Source organism: Undibacterium umbellatum (assembly GCF_014284125.1).
GTDB lineage: Bacteria > Pseudomonadota > Gammaproteobacteria > Burkholderiales > Burkholderiaceae_D > Undibacterium > Undibacterium umbellatum.
In genome coordinates this window covers 755,568-773,144 of sequence record NZ_JACOFX010000001.1, presented here as the reverse complement: position 1 = coordinate 773,144, position 17,577 = coordinate 755,568, and the positions used below count along the sequence as shown (strand labels likewise).

The 17,577-nt window shown below is 49.5% G+C and carries 16 protein-coding genes and 1 tRNA gene; all 17 read left to right on the top strand.

What is annotated here, in order from left to right; genetic code table 11:
• The first annotated feature begins 39 nt into the window (after positions 1–39).
• The 17 genes from ilvC (at position 40) to nuoH (ending at position 17,572) form a co-directional block, all read left to right on the top strand.
• Positions 40–1,056, top strand: a complete 1,017-nt coding sequence (ilvC, locus tag H8L47_RS03580) for a ketol-acid reductoisomerase (RefSeq protein ID WP_110253979.1) — start codon at positions 40–42, stop codon at positions 1,054–1,056.
• A 242-nt stretch (positions 1,057–1,298) separates the two neighbouring features.
• Positions 1,299–2,162, top strand: coding sequence for a CDP-diacylglycerol--serine O-phosphatidyltransferase (gene pssA / locus H8L47_RS03575; RefSeq protein ID WP_186951828.1), 864 nt, complete (start codon positions 1,299–1,301; stop codon positions 2,160–2,162).
• A 396-nt stretch (positions 2,163–2,558) separates the two neighbouring features.
• Positions 2,559–4,097 (top strand): 2-isopropylmalate synthase, encoded by a 1,539-nt coding sequence (locus H8L47_RS03570; protein ID WP_186951827.1) that lies wholly within the window; start codon positions 2,559–2,561, stop codon positions 4,095–4,097.
• 141 nt (positions 4,098–4,238) lie between these two features.
• Positions 4,239–4,508, top strand: a complete 270-nt coding sequence (rpsO, locus tag H8L47_RS03565) for a 30S ribosomal protein S15 (RefSeq protein ID WP_110253976.1) — start codon at positions 4,239–4,241, stop codon at positions 4,506–4,508.
• A gap of 215 nt (positions 4,509–4,723) precedes the next feature.
• The gene (pnp, locus tag H8L47_RS03560; RefSeq protein ID WP_186951826.1) at positions 4,724–6,862 is read left to right on the top strand and encodes a polyribonucleotide nucleotidyltransferase; all 2,139 of its coding nucleotides are present in this window, start codon (positions 4,724–4,726) and stop codon (positions 6,860–6,862) included.
• A gap of 125 nt (positions 6,863–6,987) precedes the next feature.
• Positions 6,988–7,968, top strand: coding sequence for an NAD(P)H-quinone oxidoreductase (locus H8L47_RS03555; RefSeq protein WP_186951825.1), 981 nt, complete (start codon positions 6,988–6,990; stop codon positions 7,966–7,968).
• A 190-nt stretch (positions 7,969–8,158) separates the two neighbouring features.
• Complete coding sequence (gene tpiA / locus H8L47_RS03550; protein ID WP_186951824.1) at positions 8,159–8,902, top strand: triose-phosphate isomerase; 744 nt, start codon at positions 8,159–8,161, stop codon at positions 8,900–8,902.
• 41 nt (positions 8,903–8,943) lie between these two features.
• Positions 8,944–9,345: a preprotein translocase subunit SecG gene (gene secG / locus H8L47_RS03545; protein WP_186951823.1), complete on the top strand. Its 402-nt coding sequence runs from the start codon at positions 8,944–8,946 to the stop codon at positions 9,343–9,345.
• 85 nt (positions 9,346–9,430) lie between these two features.
• A tRNA-Leu gene (locus tag H8L47_RS03540) sits at positions 9,431–9,515 on the top strand.
• Between the two features lie 114 nt (positions 9,516–9,629).
• Entirely contained in the window at positions 9,630–9,989 is a 360-nt protein-coding gene (locus H8L47_RS03535) for an NADH-quinone oxidoreductase subunit A (RefSeq protein ID WP_186951822.1), read from the top strand.
• 6 nt (positions 9,990–9,995) lie between these two features.
• On the top strand, positions 9,996–10,472 hold the full coding sequence (locus tag H8L47_RS03530; RefSeq protein WP_110253970.1) for a NuoB/complex I 20 kDa subunit family protein: 477 nt from the start codon (positions 9,996–9,998) through the stop codon (positions 10,470–10,472).
• 29 nt (positions 10,473–10,501) lie between these two features.
• Complete coding sequence (locus H8L47_RS03525) at positions 10,502–11,098, top strand: NADH-quinone oxidoreductase subunit C (protein WP_186951821.1); 597 nt, start codon at positions 10,502–10,504, stop codon at positions 11,096–11,098.
• Complete coding sequence (locus H8L47_RS03520) at positions 11,098–12,351, top strand: NADH-quinone oxidoreductase subunit D (RefSeq protein WP_110253968.1); 1,254 nt, start codon at positions 11,098–11,100, stop codon at positions 12,349–12,351. Before H8L47_RS03525 ends, H8L47_RS03520 begins: the two co-directional genes overlap by 1 nt.
• Positions 12,352–12,388: 37 nt before the next feature.
• Positions 12,389–12,874, top strand: coding sequence for an NADH-quinone oxidoreductase subunit NuoE (gene nuoE, locus H8L47_RS03515; RefSeq protein ID WP_162041813.1), 486 nt, complete (start codon positions 12,389–12,391; stop codon positions 12,872–12,874).
• Entirely contained in the window at positions 12,874–14,169 is a 1,296-nt protein-coding gene (gene nuoF / locus H8L47_RS03510) for an NADH-quinone oxidoreductase subunit NuoF (protein WP_186951820.1), read from the top strand. The genes nuoE and nuoF overlap by 1 nt, the downstream gene beginning before the upstream one ends.
• Before the next feature lie 32 nt (positions 14,170–14,201).
• Entirely contained in the window at positions 14,202–16,508 is a 2,307-nt protein-coding gene (nuoG, locus tag H8L47_RS03505; RefSeq protein ID WP_186951819.1) for an NADH-quinone oxidoreductase subunit NuoG, read from the top strand.
• Positions 16,508–17,572 carry an NADH-quinone oxidoreductase subunit NuoH gene (gene nuoH / locus H8L47_RS03500; RefSeq protein ID WP_186951818.1) on the top strand — a complete coding sequence of 355 codons (1,065 nt, stop codon included), beginning with the start codon at positions 16,508–16,510 and terminating at the stop codon, positions 17,570–17,572. Before nuoG ends, nuoH begins: the two co-directional genes overlap by 1 nt.
• Positions 17,573–17,577 lie beyond the last annotated feature (5 nt).

Below are 17,577 nucleotides of genomic sequence, written 5' to 3'. Positions count from 1 at the left end.
CGCCATCCCCTACAAAATACTTAATTATTAGGATACAAAATGAAAGTTTTCTACGATAAAGATTGTGATCTCTCCCTGATCAAAGGCAAAAACGTTGCTATCATCGGCTACGGTTCTCAAGGTCACGCACATGCACAGAACTTGAATGATTCCGGCTGTAAAGTAACTGTCGCCCTGCGTAAAGGCGGCGCATCCTGGGATAAGGCAAAAAATGCGGGTCTGAACGTGGCTGAAGTGAATGATGCAGTCAAAGCTGCTGATGTCATCATGATCTTGCTGCCAGATGAAAACATTGCACAGGTGTATGCTGAAAATGTTGCCCCTCACGCTAAACAAGGCGCAGTGCTGGCATTTGCTCACGGCTTCAATGTTCACTACGGCCAAGTCGTGCCACGCGCTGATCTGGACGTGATCATGATCGCTCCTAAGGCACCTGGCCACACGGTGCGTGGTACTTATAGCCAGGGTGGTGGTGTGCCTCACCTGATTGCTGTATATCAAGACAAATCCGGTTCTGCCCGTGACATCGCCTTGTCTTACGCGATGGCCAACGGCGGTGGCCGTGCGGGCATCATCGAAACCAACTTCCGTGAAGAAACAGAAACAGATTTGTTCGGTGAACAAGCTGTTCTGTGCGGTGGTGCAGTTGAACTCATCAAGGCTGGTTTTGAAACCCTGGTTGAAGCTGGCTACGCGCCAGAAATGGCTTATTTCGAATGCCTGCATGAATTGAAGCTGATCGTTGACCTGATCTATGAAGGCGGTATCGCCAACATGAATTACTCGATCTCCAACAATGCAGAATACGGCGAATATGTGACTGGCCCTAAAGTCGTTACAGAAGACACCAAAAACGCCATGCGTCAATGTTTGAAAGATATTCAGACTGGTGAATACGCGAAGAGCTTCATCCTGGAAAACAAGGCTGGCGCACCTACGTTGATCTCCCGTCGTCGCTTGACTTCCGAGCATCAAATCGAAGAAGTGGGCGCGAAATTGCGTGCCATGATGCCATGGATCGCTAAAAACAAACTGGTTGATCAGTCGAAGAACTAATTCTTCAGATCGCCGTGCATCATCCAGCATGCGCTTGCAGGCGCACGCAGCTTGAAGACTAAAAAATCGCCCGCAAGGGCGATTTTTGTTTATGTAGCTGTTGTTCTGCAGCCTGCTTGCTGTCACAAGCATGTCATCCAAGTGTGTGAATTGTTTTCGCAGTCAATAATCAAGGTTATACTGCCCACACTTTTGATTTCTATTGCCTGGCGCTGCCGGGCAAGTTTTTACGAAATAACCGCATGTCCACTCCTAATCGACGCAAGCCCAAGGGTAGTTTCAAGCTTTTCCCCAAGGGGGTGCGCAAAACCCAACAATCTGCCGAAGTCGTTGCCGCTGAGGTTTCTCCAAAGAGACGGCGAGGGATTTACTTATTGCCTAACGCTTTTACGACGGCAGCCCTGTTTTGCGGTTTTTATGCCATTGTGATGGCAATGAATCAGCGTTTTGACCAGTCTGCCCTGGCAATATTTGTGGCCATGGTACTGGATAGCCTGGATGGCCGCGTTGCCCGCATGACCAATACTCAAAGTGAGTTTGGGGCGCAGTACGATAGTTTGTCAGACATGATTTCCTTTGGGGCCGCCCCTGCGCTGGTGGCTTATGAGTGGTCACTAAAAGGCATGGGTAAGCTGGGTTGGCTGGCTGCCTTCGTCTATTGTGCCGGTGCAGCTTTGCGTCTGGCGCGCTTCAATACCAATATTGGGGTAGTCGATAAGCGTTACTTCCAGGGGTTGCCCAGTCCTGCAGCGGCGGCTCTGGTGGCAGGGTTTGTATTGTTGATGGAAGACCTGCATTTTCCAGGTAAAGAGCTGAGCTGGAGTACCTGGAGTATCACCTTGTTCGCTGGTTTGACGATGGTGACCAATGTGCCTTTCTATAGTTTCAAGGACGTGAACCTGCGTAAGTCAGTGCCATTTATTGCACCTTTTCTCATCGTGCTGGCTTATGTTGCGGTGGTTAGTGATCCGCCCAAGGTTTTGTTTGGCTTGTTCGTCCTGTATGGCTTGTCTGGCTATGTAGTCTTGCTGTGGCGTTGGCGCAAGGGCAGGCCAGTCAGCATCGTGCAGACCAGTGTAGATGATCATCATCACGATGAAAAATAAATTGGCATCAAAACTCGCGCTGCCAGATTAAATTCGGTGTTTTTCAAGAAAAGTCGCAGTATGGAAAATGTATTGCGGCTTTTTTGCTTTTCTGCCTGAGAAAAGCAGGATTTTCCTGCTATAAATTCTTGCACTTTTTCGCCTTTGCGCTTATAGTCTTCGGCATGAACTCCGCATCTACATCAATAGCAAAAAACATTACAGCAGGCCTGTCTGGTTTGCTATCGCTATTGCTGGCATCTCTACTAGCGTTCACGCGCTAAATCCCCCTATACCCACAATTCGAGTAGTCTCGCCACCCATGTGCGTCTTGCAAGGGTAGGCCAGAGAATATTCACAGTTTGCAGTTTTACATCTACAACATTTCAGACTTCAATTCATATCAGGAGCAATAACATGGCCGACAAACTCATCATATTCGACACAACCTTGCGCGATGGCGAGCAATCCCCTGGTGCATCGATGACCAAGGATGAAAAAATCCGCATTGCCAAGCAACTGGAAAGAATGAAAGTTGATGTGATTGAGGCCGGTTTTGCGGCAGCGTCGCCTGGTGATTTTGAGTCCATTAAGGCGATTGCTTCCATCATCAAGGATTCGACGGTTTGCTCTTTGTCGCGCGCCAATGACCGTGACATTGCCCGTGCTGCAGAGGCCTTGCAAGCAGCGCAACGCAAGCGTATTCATACTTTCATCGCGACTTCTCCTTTGCATATGGAAAAAAAATTGCGCATGACACCAGACCAGGTGTTGGAGCAAGCGATACAGGCGGTGCGCTATGCCCGCAACTTTACCGATGATGTGGAATTCAGCCCTGAAGATGGCAGCCGTTCAGACATGGATTTCCTCTGTCGCGTGCTGGAGGCAGTCATCAAAGAAGGTGCAACAACGATCAACTTTGCCGACACCGTCGGTTACGCCGTGCCTGAGCTCTATGGCAATATGCTGAAGTCTTTGCGTGAACGTATTCCTAATTCCGACAAAGCAGTCTGGTCTGTGCATTGCCACAATGATCTGGGTATGGCTGTCGCCAACTCCCTGGCGGGCGTCATGATAGGTGGTGCGCGCCAGATTGAGTGCACCATCAATGGCCTGGGTGAGCGTGCTGGTAATACTGCGCTCGAAGAAATCGTCATGGCCGTTCGCACCCGCAAGGATTATTTTGATTTGCAGCTGGGTATAGATATCAGCCAGATCGTGCCAGCATCTAAGCTGGTATCGCAAATCACCGGGTTTGCCGTGCAGCCAAATAAGGCCGTCGTTGGCGCAAATGCCTTTGCCCATGCTTCCGGCATCCATCAGGATGGCATCTTGAAGGCGCGTGATACCTACGAAATCATGCGTGCCGAAGATGTGGGCTGGAGCGCCAACAAACTGGTGTTGGGTAAATTGTCTGGCCGTAATGCCTTTAAACAGCGCCTGGAAGAATTGGGTATCGCACTGGAGTCGGAAACTGAAGTCAATGCCGCCTTTGCCCGCTTCAAGGAACTGGCCGACCGTAAATCTGACATATTCGACGAGGATATCCTTGCCCTGGTCTCTGACGAAGAACATGCACATAATAATGATGCCTTCCATTATGTGTCTTTGTCGCAGCGTTCAGAAACGGGTGAATTGCCTTACGCCAAAGTCGTATTTACCGCAGATGGTAAAGAAGTGACTTGCGAAGGTAATGGCAATGGCCCGGTTGACGCCATCGTAAATGCCATTGATTCCAAGGTGCAGAGCGGGGCAGAGCTGTTGTTGTTCTCGGTGAATGCGATCACCACTGGTACGCAATCGCAAGGCGAGGTGACTATGCGCCTCTCCAAGGCTGGTCGCATCGTGAATGGTGTTGGTGCTGATCCTGATATCGTTGTTGCTTCAGCGAAAGCCTATTTGTCGGCGCTGAATAAATTGCAATCTAAGACCGAGAAACTGAACCCCCAGATTTAAAGCAGATTTGATTCTGGCTAAAAACGGTGTTATAGTCACGCGTCCTGCCATTCCGGCGGGATTGTTATGTCACGATAATGATGGTTTTGTAGCTGTTTTTGTAAGAACGGCGACTATTGTTATCGCATGTTAAGGAAAATCATGTCTATCGAAAAAAATGCAAAAGCCGCTATCGTAGCGGACAATGCCCGTGGTCAAAACGACACAGGCTCTCCTGAAGTGCAAGTTGCTCTGTTGACTGCACGTATCAATGATCTGAATGGTCACTTCAAAGCACACTCTAAAGATCACCACTCACGTCGTGGTTTGATCATGATGGTTAACCGTCGTAAGAGTCTGTTGTCTTACCTGAAAGGTAAAGACTTGAATCGCTATCGCTCACTGATCGAAAAACTCGGCTTGCGTAAGTAATTCTTGCTGAATTTAGCAAAAGATTTGTAGCAAAAAGCCTGCGTCAGTTGACTGTCGCAGGCTTTTTGTCCATCTAGAGTTTTGGTTTTACCCAGTTTTAGCCCGGTTTTTGATGTAAATATTGAAAAACAGGCAAAAAGCAATCCAGGCGGATTGCTCGTGGTGAGGTGAACGACAGCGCCTGAAAATCTGTCGGCAAATAGAAAGGACACATTGTGTTTAATAAAATTACTAAAACCTTCCAATATGGTCAGCACCAGGTAACACTGGAAACCGGCGAAATCGCTCGCCAGGCATCGGGTGCAGTCCTGGTATCCATAGAAGATACCGTTGTACTGGCAACCGTCGTCGCCAAGAAAGATGCAAAGCCAGGTCAGGATTTCTTTCCTCTGACCGTGGATTACATGGAAAAAACTTACGCTGCCGGTCGTATTCCTGGCGGTTTCTTCAAGCGTGAAGGTCGTCCATCAGAAAAAGAAACACTGACTTCCCGTTTGATCGATCGCCCTATCCGCCCTCTGTTCCCAGAAGGTTATCTGAATGAAGTTCAGGTCATCATTCATGTATTGTCCGTCAATCCAGAAATCGACCCTGATATCGCTGCCATGATCGGTGCTTCCGCAGCGATTTCCGTTGCTGGCATCCCATTCAGTGGCCCGGTTGGTGCTGCACGCGTTGGTTATATTGATGGTCAATATGTATTGAACCCAACTGCAACTCAACTGAAGCAATCCAAGCTGGACCTGGTTGTTGCTGGTACTGAGCAAGCCGTGTTGATGGTTGAGTCTGAAGCACAACAATTGTCTGAAGAAGTCATGTTGGGCGCGGTTGTGTTCGGTCACGAGCAAATGAAGGCTGTTATCGATGCGATCCATGAGCTGGTACGTGACGGTGGCAAACCTGAAGTGCAATGGGCGCCTGCTGCAAAAAATGAGCCATTGATTGCTGCTGTCACAGCAGTAGCAGAGCCTTTGTTGCGCGCTGCTTATCAAACCAAAGAAAAACAGGCACGTACTGAACAATTGAAGGCGGCAACTTCTTCAGTTTCGGCAGCACTGGCTGAGCAAGCGACTGCCAGAGGCGAAGCTGCTCCTGATTCATCTGAAGTTGGCAATATCCTGTTTGATCTGGAAGCGAAAATCGTTCGTTCCCAAATCCTCGAAGGCGAGCCACGTATCGATGGTCGTGATACACGCACTGTGCGTCCTATCACTATCCGCACTGGCGTTTTGCCACGTACGCATGGTACAGCCCTGTTCACGCGCGGTGAAACTCAGGCCTTGGTTATCGCCACTCTGGGTACTGCCCGTGACGAGCAAAAAATTGATGCGCTGATGGGTGAATACTCTGACCGCTTCATGTTGCATTACAACATGCCTCCGTTCGCTACTGGCGAAACAGGCCGTGTTGGTACGCCTAAGCGTCGTGAAATCGGTCATGGCCGTTTGGCTAAACGTGCATTGCAAGCCGCTCTGCCTGATCCGGAAGATTTCAGCTACTCAGTCCGTCTGGTATCTGAAATTACAGAATCCAATGGTTCTTCTTCCATGGCTTCCGTCTGCGGCGGCTGCCTGGCTTTGATGGATGCTGGCGTGCCAATGAAGGCGCACGTTGCCGGTATCGCTATGGGCCTGATCAAAGATGGCAACAAGTTTGCTGTTCTGACTGACATCCTGGGTGATGAAGATCACCTCGGCGACATGGACTTTAAAGTAGCCGGTACTGCAGAAGGCATTACAGCCCTGCAAATGGATATCAAAATTCAGGGTATCACTAAAGAAATCATGCAAGTCGCTTTGGCCCAAGCTAAAGAAGGCCGTATCCATATTCTGGGTAAAATGCAAGAAGCCGTACCTGTCGGTAAATCCGAATTGTCTGACTTCGCTCCACGCCTGATCACTGTCAAGATCAATCCTGAAAAAATCCGTGATGTTATCGGTAAGGGTGGCGCAGTGATCCGTGCCTTGACAGAGGAAACTGGCACGCAAATCGATATCAGCGACGAAGGTGTAGTCACTATCGCTTCTGTTGATGCAGCAGCTGGCCAGGAAGCCAAGCGTCGTATCGAAGAGCTGACGGCAGAAGTTGAAGTCGGCAAAATCTACGAAGGTACAGTGCTGAAGTTGCTGGACTTCGGCGCGATTGTGCAAATCATGCCAGGTAAAGATGGTTTGCTGCACATCAGCCAGATCGCCAATGAGCGCGTGAATGCTGTTGCTGACTATCTCAAAGAAGGTCAGCAAGTGCGTGTAAAAGTGCTGGAAACTGATGACCGTGGCCGCTTCAAGTTGTCGATGAAAGCAGCTGCTTCTGAGTCTGAGGCGCAAGCTCAGCCGCAGCAGCAACAGCAGTAATAAATTCTCAGGCCGGAAGGCTTGTATGAGTTGAAAACGCCCGTCTTGCACGGGCGTTTTTTTATTCGCATACAATTATGGCTAGTATTGCTGGACTCATACAAAGGCTGAAGATGAAAACTGACATGCGCGCAATTGAAATTACCCAGTACGGCAAACCTGAAGTCTTGCAAATATGCAGCAGGCCCTTGCCAGTGCCGGGTGCTGGCGAGCTATTGATCAAGGTTGCGGCAGCAGGCGTGAATCGCCCTGATGTCTTGCAGCGTCTTGGTTTTTATCCTGTGCCACCAGGGGCTTCTGATTTGCCTGGGCTGGAAGTGGCGGGTGAGGTGGTTGGTGGTGATGTGCAGGGTAGTGGTTTTGAGCTGGGTGACCAGGTTTGTGCGCTAGTGCAGGGTGGGGGGTATGCGGAGTATTGCCTAGCACCTGTGGGCCAGTGCCTGAAGGCGCCAGCGGGCCTGTCCATGATAGAGGCAGCCTCGCTGCCAGAAACCTATTTTACGGTCTGGAGTAATGTATTCCAGCGTGCGCATTTGTCGCCTGGCGAAAGTTTTCTGGTGCAGGGCGGTACTTCAGGCATAGGTGTGGCAGCAATCCAGATTGCCCGGGCATTAGGACACAGGGTTTTTGCCACGGCTGGATCGGATGAAAAATGCCGGGCGACTGAAAGATTGGGTGCTGAGCGCGGTATCAATTATAAGACTGAAAATTTCGTCGAAGTCGTCAAGGAGTTGACGACAGGTAAGGGCATCGATGTCATCCTGGACATGGTTGCTGGATCTTATGTGCCGAAAGAAATCAATTGCCTGGCAGATGATGGCAGGCTGGCTATTATTGCCCTGCTTGGTGGCAATTCGGCTGAGCTTGATCTGGGGCAGGTCTTGCGCAGGCGTCTGACTGTAACAGGATCGACTTTGCGACCACGTTCTGTTGCTTTCAAGGCAAAAATTGCTGCTGAATTGCAGGCGAGTGTCTGGCCCTTGCTGGCGACGAAGCAAATAGTGCCAGTGATACATCAAACTTTCCCGCTGGAACAGGCTGCGCAAGCCCATGCCATGATGGAAGAGGGTTTGCATATAGGTAAAATCATGTTGACGCTGGATTGAGTTTGCAGTTTCGGCTTCGCGTGTGGTTTTTGCAGATAGCCGGTGTGATGATGTTTTGTGATGTCATATTACTCATATATCTGATGTAATTATGTCTTTGAAGCAAATCTTCATGTAAAACTGGTCTTGCTGGTTTGACCCTGTCTGCTGCGAAGGCTACAATAGACGGTTATTTATATTTTGGCTCACTATGCGACGCACCTTAATAGCCGGTAACTGGAAAATGAATGGTAGTTTTGCTGCCAACCGTTCATTGTTGTCTGAAATCAAGGCGGGTTTACCTGCCAGTTTGCAATGTGATGTGCTGGTGTGTGCTCCTGCGCCGTATTTCGCGCAATGTGCCGAAGTGTTGGGCGGTACAGTTGTTTCGTGGGGTGCGCAAGATGTATCTGTGCATGCGCATGGTGCGTACACAGGTGAAATTTCTGCTTCCATGTTGCAGGATTGCGCATGCAAATATGCAATTGTCGGGCATTCCGAGCGCCGTGCTTACCATGCTGAGACAAATGAGCTGGTGGCGCACAAGGCGCAGCAATTGTTGAAGCATGGTGTCTTGCCTGTCGTTTGCGTCGGCGAAACCCTGGAGCAGCGCGAAAGCGGCCAGACTAATGCAGTTGTGGCGGCGCAATTGAATGCCGTGCTCGATGTGCTGGATAGTCTGGATGGTCTGGTGATTGCCTATGAGCCTGTCTGGGCCATAGGTACGGGTAAAACAGCGACACCTGAAATGGCACAGGAAGTGCATCATTTCCTGCGTCAGCAGGTGGCTGCGCGTGATGCTGGTGCGGCAGAAACAGTACAGATTTTGTATGGTGGTAGTATGAAGCCGGAAAATGCCAAAGAGTTGTTGGCAATGCCCGATATTGATGGTGGTTTGATTGGCGGGGCTGCACTGAAATCGCAAGATTTTCTTGCAATTATCGCAGCTAGTTAATTGATTTATTGTAATACTTAATTTTTACTTGGATGTTTTGAATGCAAACTTTACACACGTTGGTCATTGTTGTTCAGATTCTGTCTTCATTGGCAATTATTGCTCTGGTTTTGTTGCAGCACGGCAAAGGTGCTGACATGGGTGCCTCTTTTGGTTCGGGTGCTTCCGGTAGCCTGTTTGGTGCAACTGGTTCATCCAATTTCATGTCCAGAGCCACAGGGGTAGCTGCTGCAATATTTTTCGCGGCAACACTTGGTTTGGCAATATTTAGTACTACTGGTCGCAAACCTTCTGGTGGCGTGATGGAGGGTGTAACTGTCGTTCAGCCTGCTGCTAACGCTGCTACAAGTGCGCCAGCATCCGGCTCTGCAGCGGCTTCTGCTGCAACTGCAACATCTGCTCCAGCTTCCTCCGCTGGTCAAGCTGGTCAGATTCCAAAATAAATTGATCTTGCTCAGCAAAAAACATTGAATTGCTGCAATTGCGCGTTGAACAATGGGGCTATACATAGTAGAATGCTGGGCTTAGGCCGACGTGGTGAAATTGGTAGACACGCTATCTTGAGGGGGTAGTGGCGAAAGCTGTACGAGTTCGAGTCTCGTCGTCGGCACCAATAAAAATAGAGTCAGTTTTCTTTGCTGGCTCAGTCGAGGAAGCAGTTGTTTCTTGTGCTTGGTTTTAGGAAATAGCTTGCTTCAATCTGGCATTCAATTACAGGTAGCCTAACGTGAACCTCGAAAATTATTTCCCAGTTCTTCTCTTTATTCTGGTTGGTATCGCTGTTGGTGTGGTGCCGCAAGTCTTGGGGCGTGTTCTTGCTCCCTATAAACCAGATTCACAAAAAAATTCTGCTTACGAATGCGGGTTTGAGGCCTTTGAAGATGCGCGCATGAAGTTTGACGTGCGCTACTATTTGGTGGCGATTTTGTTTATTTTGTTCGATCTGGAAACGGCATTCTTTTTCCCTTGGGGTGTTGCAATGCGTGACCTGGGTTGGACAGGTTTCCTGATAATGCTCGGCTTCGTGCTGGAATTTGCTGTTGGATTTTGGTACATCTGGAAAAAAGGCGCTCTTGATTGGGAGTGATGGATTATGTCAATTGAAGGTGTATTGAACGAAGGCTTTGTTACGACAACAGCCGATAAACTGATTAACTGGACGCGTACCGGCTCCATGTGGCCCATGACTTTTGGTCTGGCCTGTTGTGCGGTTGAGATGATGCATGCTGGCGCATCTCGCTATGATCTCGATCGCTTTGGTGTGGTGTTTCGTCCATCTCCGCGTCAGTCTGATGTCATGATTGTTGCCGGCACGCTGTGCAATAAAATGGCGCCTGCTTTGCGTAAGGTATATGACCAGATGGCAGAGCCGCGCTGGGTTATTTCTATGGGTTCTTGCGCCAATGGTGGTGGTTACTACCATTATTCGTATTCTGTGGTTCGTGGCTGTGACCGTATTGTGCCTGTTGATATTTACGTGCCAGGTTGCCCGCCAACTGCAGAAGCACTGATGTACGGCATCATACAGTTGCAAAACAAGATCAAACGTACCAATACCATTGCTCGTTAATCGCGCGATCGCTGGGGCAATAATAAATTATGACTACCAAACTGGAAAACCTTGAGGCAGCAGTAAAGAATGTCTTGGGTGAGCGTATTCTGGACTTGAAGAATGCGCTTGGTGAAATCACCATCGTGGTTTCTGCAACTGCTTATCTGGATGTGATGCGTTCTTTGCGTGATCATGCGGAGACCAGTTTTGAAGAATTGATCGACCTGTGTGGTGTTGATTATTCTACCTACGGAGATGGTTTGTGGGAAGGTGCGCGTTATGCTGCCGTTTCACATTTACTGTCAATTAAGCATAACTGGCGTTTGCGCGTACGTGTGTTTGCGCCGGATGATGAAATGCCAGTTGTACCTTCGCTGATTGATATCTGGAATGCGGCCAACTGGTATGAGCGTGAAGCATTTGACCTGTTCGGTATCCTGTTCGATGGTCACAATGACTTGCGCCGTATTTTGACTGACTATGGTTTTATCGGCCATCCTTTCCGTAAAGACTTTCCAGTTTCCGGCTATGTTGAAATGCGTTATGACGCAGATCAAAAGCGCGTCGTTTACCAGCCTGTCACGATAGAACCACGCGAAAATGTGCCGCGTGTGATTCGTGAAGAAAATTACGGGATGAAATAATGGCTGAGATTAAGAATTACACGCTGAACTTTGGTCCTCAACATCCTGCTGCGCATGGTGTGTTGCGTCTGGTGCTGGAGCTTGACGGTGAAGTGATACAACGTGCCGATCCGCACATTGGTCTCTTGCATCGTGCGACTGAAAAGCTGGCAGAGCAAAAAACTTTCCTGCAATCCGTGCCTTACATGGATAGGCTGGATTATGTATCGATGATGGCCAATGAGCATGCCTATGTCATGGCCATAGAAAAGATGCTAGGTCTGGAAGTGCCATTGCGCGCTCAGTACATCCGCGTCATGTTTGATGAAATCACGCGTCTGCTGAATCACTTGCTATGGATAGGCGCGCATGCGCTGGACGTGGGGGCGATGGCTGTATTCCTGTACGCTTTCCGTGAGCGTGAAGACCTGATGGATTGCTATGAAGCAGTCTCAGGCGCGCGTTTGCATGCGGCTTACTATCGTCCGGGCGGTGTCTATCGTGACTTGCCGGATCAAATGCCGCAATTTACGACATCGGCTTTGAAGAATGAAAAAGCGATGAAGTTGCTGAATGAAAACCGCCAGGGTTCCCTGTTGGATTTCATTGAAGACTTCACCAACCGTTTTCCGAAATATGTCGACGAGTACGAAACACTGTTGACCGACAACCGTATCTGGAAACAGCGTCTGGTTGGTATAGGTGTGGTGTCGCCTGAGCGCGCCATGGCCATGGGCTTTAGTGGTCCCATGTTGCGTGGTTCCGGTATAGAGTGGGATTTGCGCAAGAAGCAGCCATATGAAGTGTATGACTTGCTGGATTTTGATATTCCAGTTGGCGTCAATGGCGATAGTTATGATCGTTATCTGGTGCGCGTGGAAGAAATGCGCCAGTCAAACCGTATCATCAAGCAATGCGTTGAATGGCTGAGAAATAACCAGGGTCCGGTGATTACTGATAACCACAAGGTTGCGCCGCCACATCGCGTGAACATGAAGTCGAATATGGAAGAACTCATCCATCACTTCAAACTGTTCACCGAAGGTTTTCATGTTCCTGCTGGCGAAGCGTATGCCGCAGTTGAGCATCCTAAAGGCGAGTTTGGTATCTATTTGATGTCCGATGGTGCTAACAAGCCTTATCGTCTGAAAATCCGTGCGCCAGGTTTCGCGCATTTGCAGGGTTTGGATGAGATGGCAAAAGGTCACATGATTGCTGATGCGGTAACGATCATCGGTACTCAGGATATTGTGTTTGGTGAGATTGACAGATAAAGCGGCGTCCTGAGGGCGTCGAATCGAGGCATTAGCTATGGTGTTATCAGAGCAGGCATTTAAAAAAATTGATCGTGAACTTGCAAAGTTCCCGGCTGACCAGCGCCAGTCCGCTGTGATGGCCGCATTGGCTATTGCCCAGGATGAAACTGGCTGGGTGTCTCCAGAAGTCATGCAGACCCTGGCTGACTACATCGGCATGCCGGCGGTCGCGGTGCAGGAAGTAGCGACTTTCTACAATATGTACAACACCAAACCGGTGGGCAAGTTCAAGATTTCGGTCTGTACCAATCTGCCTTGCGCCTTGTCTGGTGGTGAACGTGCTGCACATCACCTGAAGCAAAAACTCGGTATTGATTACAGGGAAACCACGGCCGATGGCCAGTTCACCCTGGTTGAGGGAGAGTGCATGGGTGCCTGCGGTGATGCGCCTGTGATGCTGGTCAATAACAAGCGTATGTGCAGCTTCATGTCGAATGAAAAAATTGACGGTCTGGTCAATGAATTGAAAGAGGTTAAATAATGACGAGTCTGCATAATCGCCATATTAAGCCTTTGATATTGGCGGGCCTGGATGGTAAAAACTGGCATCTGCAAGATTACGTAGCACGTGGTGGCTATGAATCTTTGAAGCGTATACTCAATGAAAAAATCCCTCCTGAGCAAGTGATTGCTGAGTTGAAGGCATCTTCATTGCGTGGCCGCGGTGGTGCGGGTTTTCCTACTGGTTTGAAGTGGAGCTTCATGCCGCGTCAATTTCCTGGTCAAAAATATCTGGTCTGCAATACAGATGAGGGCGAGCCTGGTACATTCAAGGACCGTGACATCATTCGTTATAACCCGCACGCTCTGATTGAAGGGATGGCCATAGGTGCTTACGCCATGGGTATCACCGTGGGTTACAACTACATTCACGGCGAAATTTTTGCCGACTATGACCGTTTCGAAGAAGCGCTGGAAGAAGCACGTGCCGCCAATATGCTGGGCGACAAGATTGCCGGTTCTGAATTCAACTTTCAGTTGCATGCTTTCCATGGCTACGGTGCCTATATCTGCGGCGAAGAAACAGCCTTGCTGGAATCGCTGGAAGGCAAGAAAGGGCAGCCACGCTTCAAGCCGCCTTTCCCTGCAAGCTTTGGTTTGTATGGTAAGCCAACCACGATCAATAACACTGAGACTTTTGCAGCTGTGCCTTTTGTGTTTGCCATGGGCGGTGAAAAATACGCTGCGCTGGGCAAGCCAAATAATGGCGGCACCAAGATTTTTTCCATGTCTGGCGACGTCGCAAAGCCAGGTAATTATGAGGTGCCTATGGGCACACCGTTTGCCACCTTACTGGAACTGGCTGGCGGCATGCGTGACGGTAAAAAAATCAAGGCAGTTATTCCTGGTGGCTCATCCATGCCGGTATTGACTGGTGAAGTCATGATGGCGACTGACATGGACTATGACTCCATCGCCAAGGCTGGGTCCATGCTGGGTTCTGGTGCCGTCATCGTCATGGATGAAACACGCTGCATGGTGAAATCACTGTTGCGCCTGTCTTATTTCTATTTTGAAGAATCTTGTGGTCAGTGCACACCTTGCCGTGAAGGAACTGGCTGGTTGTATCGCATGGTACACAGGATAGAACATGGTCATGGCCGTCCGGATGATTTGGATATGCTGAACTCCATCGCTGACAATATTCAGGGCAAAACGATTTGCGCTCTGGGCGATGCAGCTGCGATGCCTGTACGCGCAATGATCAAGAATTTCCGCGAAGAATTTGAATATCACATCGAGCATAAGCATTGCTTGGTGCCCACTTACATGTAAGCCAGCTTCGGTTAGCACACTTAGAGTAGACCATGGTTGAAATCGAAATAGACGGCAAAAAAGTTGAAGTCCAAGAGGGCAGTATGGTGATGGACGCTGCCAATAAACTTGGCACCTACATCCCGCACTTTTGCTATCACAAAAAATTATCTATTGCGGCCAACTGCCGCATGTGTCTGGTCGAGGTTGAAAAAGCACCGAAGCCTTTGCCTGCCTGCGCCACACCTGTGACAGCGGGCATGATCGTCCGTTCTTCCAGCGACAAGGCAGTAAAAGCACAAAAAGCAGTGATGGAATTTTTGCTCATCAATCACCCACTGGATTGTCCTATCTGCGATCAAGGCGGTGAATGCCAGTTGCAGGATCTGGCTGTTGGTTATGGTGGCACTGCATCCCGTTACGAAGAAGAAAAACGCGTGGTATTCCACAAGGACGTAGGTCCACTGGTATCCATGGAAGAAATGAGCCGTTGCATACACTGCACGCGTTGCGTTCGTTTTGGCCAGGAAATTGCTGGCGTCATGGAACTGGGCATGCTCAACCGTGGCGAACATTCTGAAATCACTTCCTTCGTCGGCAAAACGGTTGATTCTGAACTGTCAGGCAATATGATCGATCTGTGTCCAGTAGGCGCACTGACATCCAAGCCTTTCCGTTATTCTGCCCGCACCTGGGAATTGTCACGTCGTAAATCGGTCAGCGCCCATGATGGCCTGGGTTCCAACCTGATTGTTCAGGTCAAGAACAACAAGGTCATGCGCGTAGTGCCTCTGGAAAATGAAGAAATCAATGAATGCTGGATTTCTGATAAAGACCGTTTCTCTTATGAAGCACTGAATAGTACCGAACGCCTGACCAAGCCCATGATCAAGCAGGGCGGTCAATGGCAGGAAACTGACTGGCAAACAGCGCTCGAATACGTTGCGCATGGGTTGCGTAACGTCAAGCATGAGCATGGTGCTGATGCTATCGCCGCTGTTGCTGCACCTAGCTCCACTCTGGAAGAACTGGCGTTGTTGCAACGCGTAGTACGTGGTCTGGGTTCAGACAATATTGATTTCCGTCTGCGCCAGTCTGACTTCACTTTGAATTCTTCTGTCAAGCCTTGGCTGGGCACCAGCATCGCCAGGTTTGGTCAGTTGAAAAATGTTTTCGTGATTGGTTCTTTCCTGCGTAAAGACCATCCTTTGCTGGCAGCGCGTCTGCGTCAATCCGTAAAAATGGGTGCCAAGCTCAGCATCCTGAACGCAACGAATGATGAATTGCTGATCAAACTGGCAAACAATGCAGTCGTCGCACCATCGCTATGGATAGCCTTCCTGGCAGAGGTTGCGGTTGCTATCGCGGCTAAAAAAGAAATCGCCAAACCTGCTGGTTTTGAAGCAGTACAGGTATCTGCCAAAGCAGAAGCAATTGCGGCTAGCCTGTTGGTTGGCAAATCGGGTGTTTTCCTCGGTAACACAGCGTCTTACCATCCAGAAGCATCGCAATTGCACGCCTTGGCACAATGGATAGCTGAAAACACAGGTAGTGATTTCGGTTATTTGACAGAAGCAGCAAACACAGTTGGCGGCTACCTGGCAAATGCCATTCCTGCCAATAATGCCAAGCCAGTATTCACGGAAGCCAAAAAAGCCTACATCGTTTTGCACGCCGAGCCTTTGCTTGACAGCGCACATCCGGTACAAGCCAAAGCAGCATTGGATAATGCTGAAATGGTCGTCGTCATGTCACCATTCAAGCATGGTGCAGAATATGCAGATGTCCTGCTGCCAGTTTCTCCTTACACAGAGACATCTGGTACTTTTGTGAACTGCGAAGGCCGCGCACAAAGCTTCCATGGTGTGGTCAAGCCTCTGGGCGATACCCGTCCGGCATGGAAAGTCTTGCGTGTACTCGGCAATTTGCTGGGCCTGGAAAACTTTGATTTTGAAACAGCAGAAGCGGTGCGTGCAACAGTATTGACGCAAGCTGACCTGACGACGCAATTGAATAACCTGGCCAAACTGGCTCCAGTGGTTTCTACCAATGCTGCTGCAGGCATGGAGCGTATTGCGGATGTTGGCATTTACAGCACAGATGCGATCGTACGCCGTGCAGAGTCCCTGCAACTGACAGCCGATGCCCGCGCACCGCAAGCATGGATCAGCTCCGCTGATGCCAGCAAACTCGGTATCGCCGAAGGTGACATGGTCAGACTGAGCAAGACAGGTTCTACCCTGATCCCTGTTGGAATCGATAAATCCTTGCCTGATAATGTAGTCAGGATTGCTGCAGGCCATAGCCTGACAAGTAATCTGGACGGCATGTTCGGTGCCATCAAACTGGAGCGTGCATAATGAATTTGCTGCTCTCTATCCAAGAATTGGGTCAGCACTACCTTGGCGCCTTGTGGTTGCCATTGTGGACACTGATCAAGATCGTTTGCATTACTTTGCCAGTAATGGGTTGCGTAGCCTACCTGACCTTGTGGGAACGCAAGATGATAGGCTGGATGCACATTCGTCTTGGCCCGAATCGTGTAGGTCCTGCAGGTTTGCTGCAACCTATCGCCGATGCGTTGAAATTGCTGCTTAAAGAAATCATCATACCGGCCAAGGCAAATAAAGTCTTGTTCGTGCTGGCGCCTATCATGACCATCATGCCTGCGCTGGCAGCTTGGTCAGTGATTCCTTTCGGCCCTGAAACTGTATTGGCAAACGTGAATGCCGGATTGCTGCTGATCATGGCGATCACTTCGATGGAAGTCTACGGCATCATCATCGCTGGTTGGGCATCCAATTCCAAGTATGCTTTCCTTGGTGCCATGCGTGCATCTGCACAGATGGTGTCGTATGAAATCGCCATGGGCTTCGTACTGGTCATCGTACTGATGGTATCTGGCAGTCTGAACATGACTGATATCGTCAATGCGCAAACTACAGGCTTTGCTGCCAGCCATGGTTTCAATCTGTTTTCCTGGAACTGGTTGCCTCTGCTGCCTATGTTTGTCGTGTATGTGATTTCTGGTATTGCTGAAACCAATCGTCATCCGTTTGACGTGGTGGAGGGCGAGTCCGAGATCGTTGCCGGTCACATGGTTGAATACTCTGGTATGTCTTTCGCCATGTTCTTCCTGGCTGAATACGCCAACATGATTTTGATCTCAGCCATGGCATCCCTGATGTTCCTCGGTGGCTGGTCTGCACCGTTCAGCTTCCTGGATTTTATTCCTGGCTGGATCTGGCTTGGCATCAAGACTTTTGTTGTGGTTTCCATGTTTATCTGGGCGCGCGCATCCTTCCCACGCTATCGATATGATCAGATCATGCGCTTGGGCTGGAAGGTATTTATCCCGATGACTCTGGTATATCTGGTTATCGTCGCAGCATGGATACAATCTCCATGGAATATTTGGAAGTAAGAGGC

Coding starts and splice junctions, on each gene's coding strand:
- nuoG (WP_186951819.1), top strand. CDS start 14,202: ATGGTTGAAATCGAAATAGACGGCAAAAAAGTTGAAGTCCAAGAGGGC.
- H8L47_RS03555 (WP_186951825.1), top strand. CDS start 6,988: ATGCGCGCAATTGAAATTACCCAGTACGGCAAACCTGAAGTCTTGCAA.
- H8L47_RS03525 (WP_186951821.1), top strand. CDS start 10,502: ATGACTACCAAACTGGAAAACCTTGAGGCAGCAGTAAAGAATGTCTTG.
- H8L47_RS03520 (WP_110253968.1), top strand. CDS start 11,098: ATGGCTGAGATTAAGAATTACACGCTGAACTTTGGTCCTCAACATCCT.
- secG (WP_186951823.1), top strand. CDS start 8,944: ATGCAAACTTTACACACGTTGGTCATTGTTGTTCAGATTCTGTCTTCA.
- tpiA (WP_186951824.1), top strand. CDS start 8,159: ATGCGACGCACCTTAATAGCCGGTAACTGGAAAATGAATGGTAGTTTT.
- rpsO (WP_110253976.1), top strand. CDS start 4,239: ATGTCTATCGAAAAAAATGCAAAAGCCGCTATCGTAGCGGACAATGCC.
- pssA (WP_186951828.1), top strand. CDS start 1,299: ATGTCCACTCCTAATCGACGCAAGCCCAAGGGTAGTTTCAAGCTTTTC.
- H8L47_RS03570 (WP_186951827.1), top strand. CDS start 2,559: ATGGCCGACAAACTCATCATATTCGACACAACCTTGCGCGATGGCGAG.
- H8L47_RS03530 (WP_110253970.1), top strand. CDS start 9,996: ATGTCAATTGAAGGTGTATTGAACGAAGGCTTTGTTACGACAACAGCC.
- nuoE (WP_162041813.1), top strand. CDS start 12,389: ATGGTGTTATCAGAGCAGGCATTTAAAAAAATTGATCGTGAACTTGCA.
- nuoH (WP_186951818.1), top strand. CDS start 16,508: ATGAATTTGCTGCTCTCTATCCAAGAATTGGGTCAGCACTACCTTGGC.
- ilvC (WP_110253979.1), top strand. CDS start 40: ATGAAAGTTTTCTACGATAAAGATTGTGATCTCTCCCTGATCAAAGGC.
- nuoF (WP_186951820.1), top strand. CDS start 12,874: ATGACGAGTCTGCATAATCGCCATATTAAGCCTTTGATATTGGCGGGC.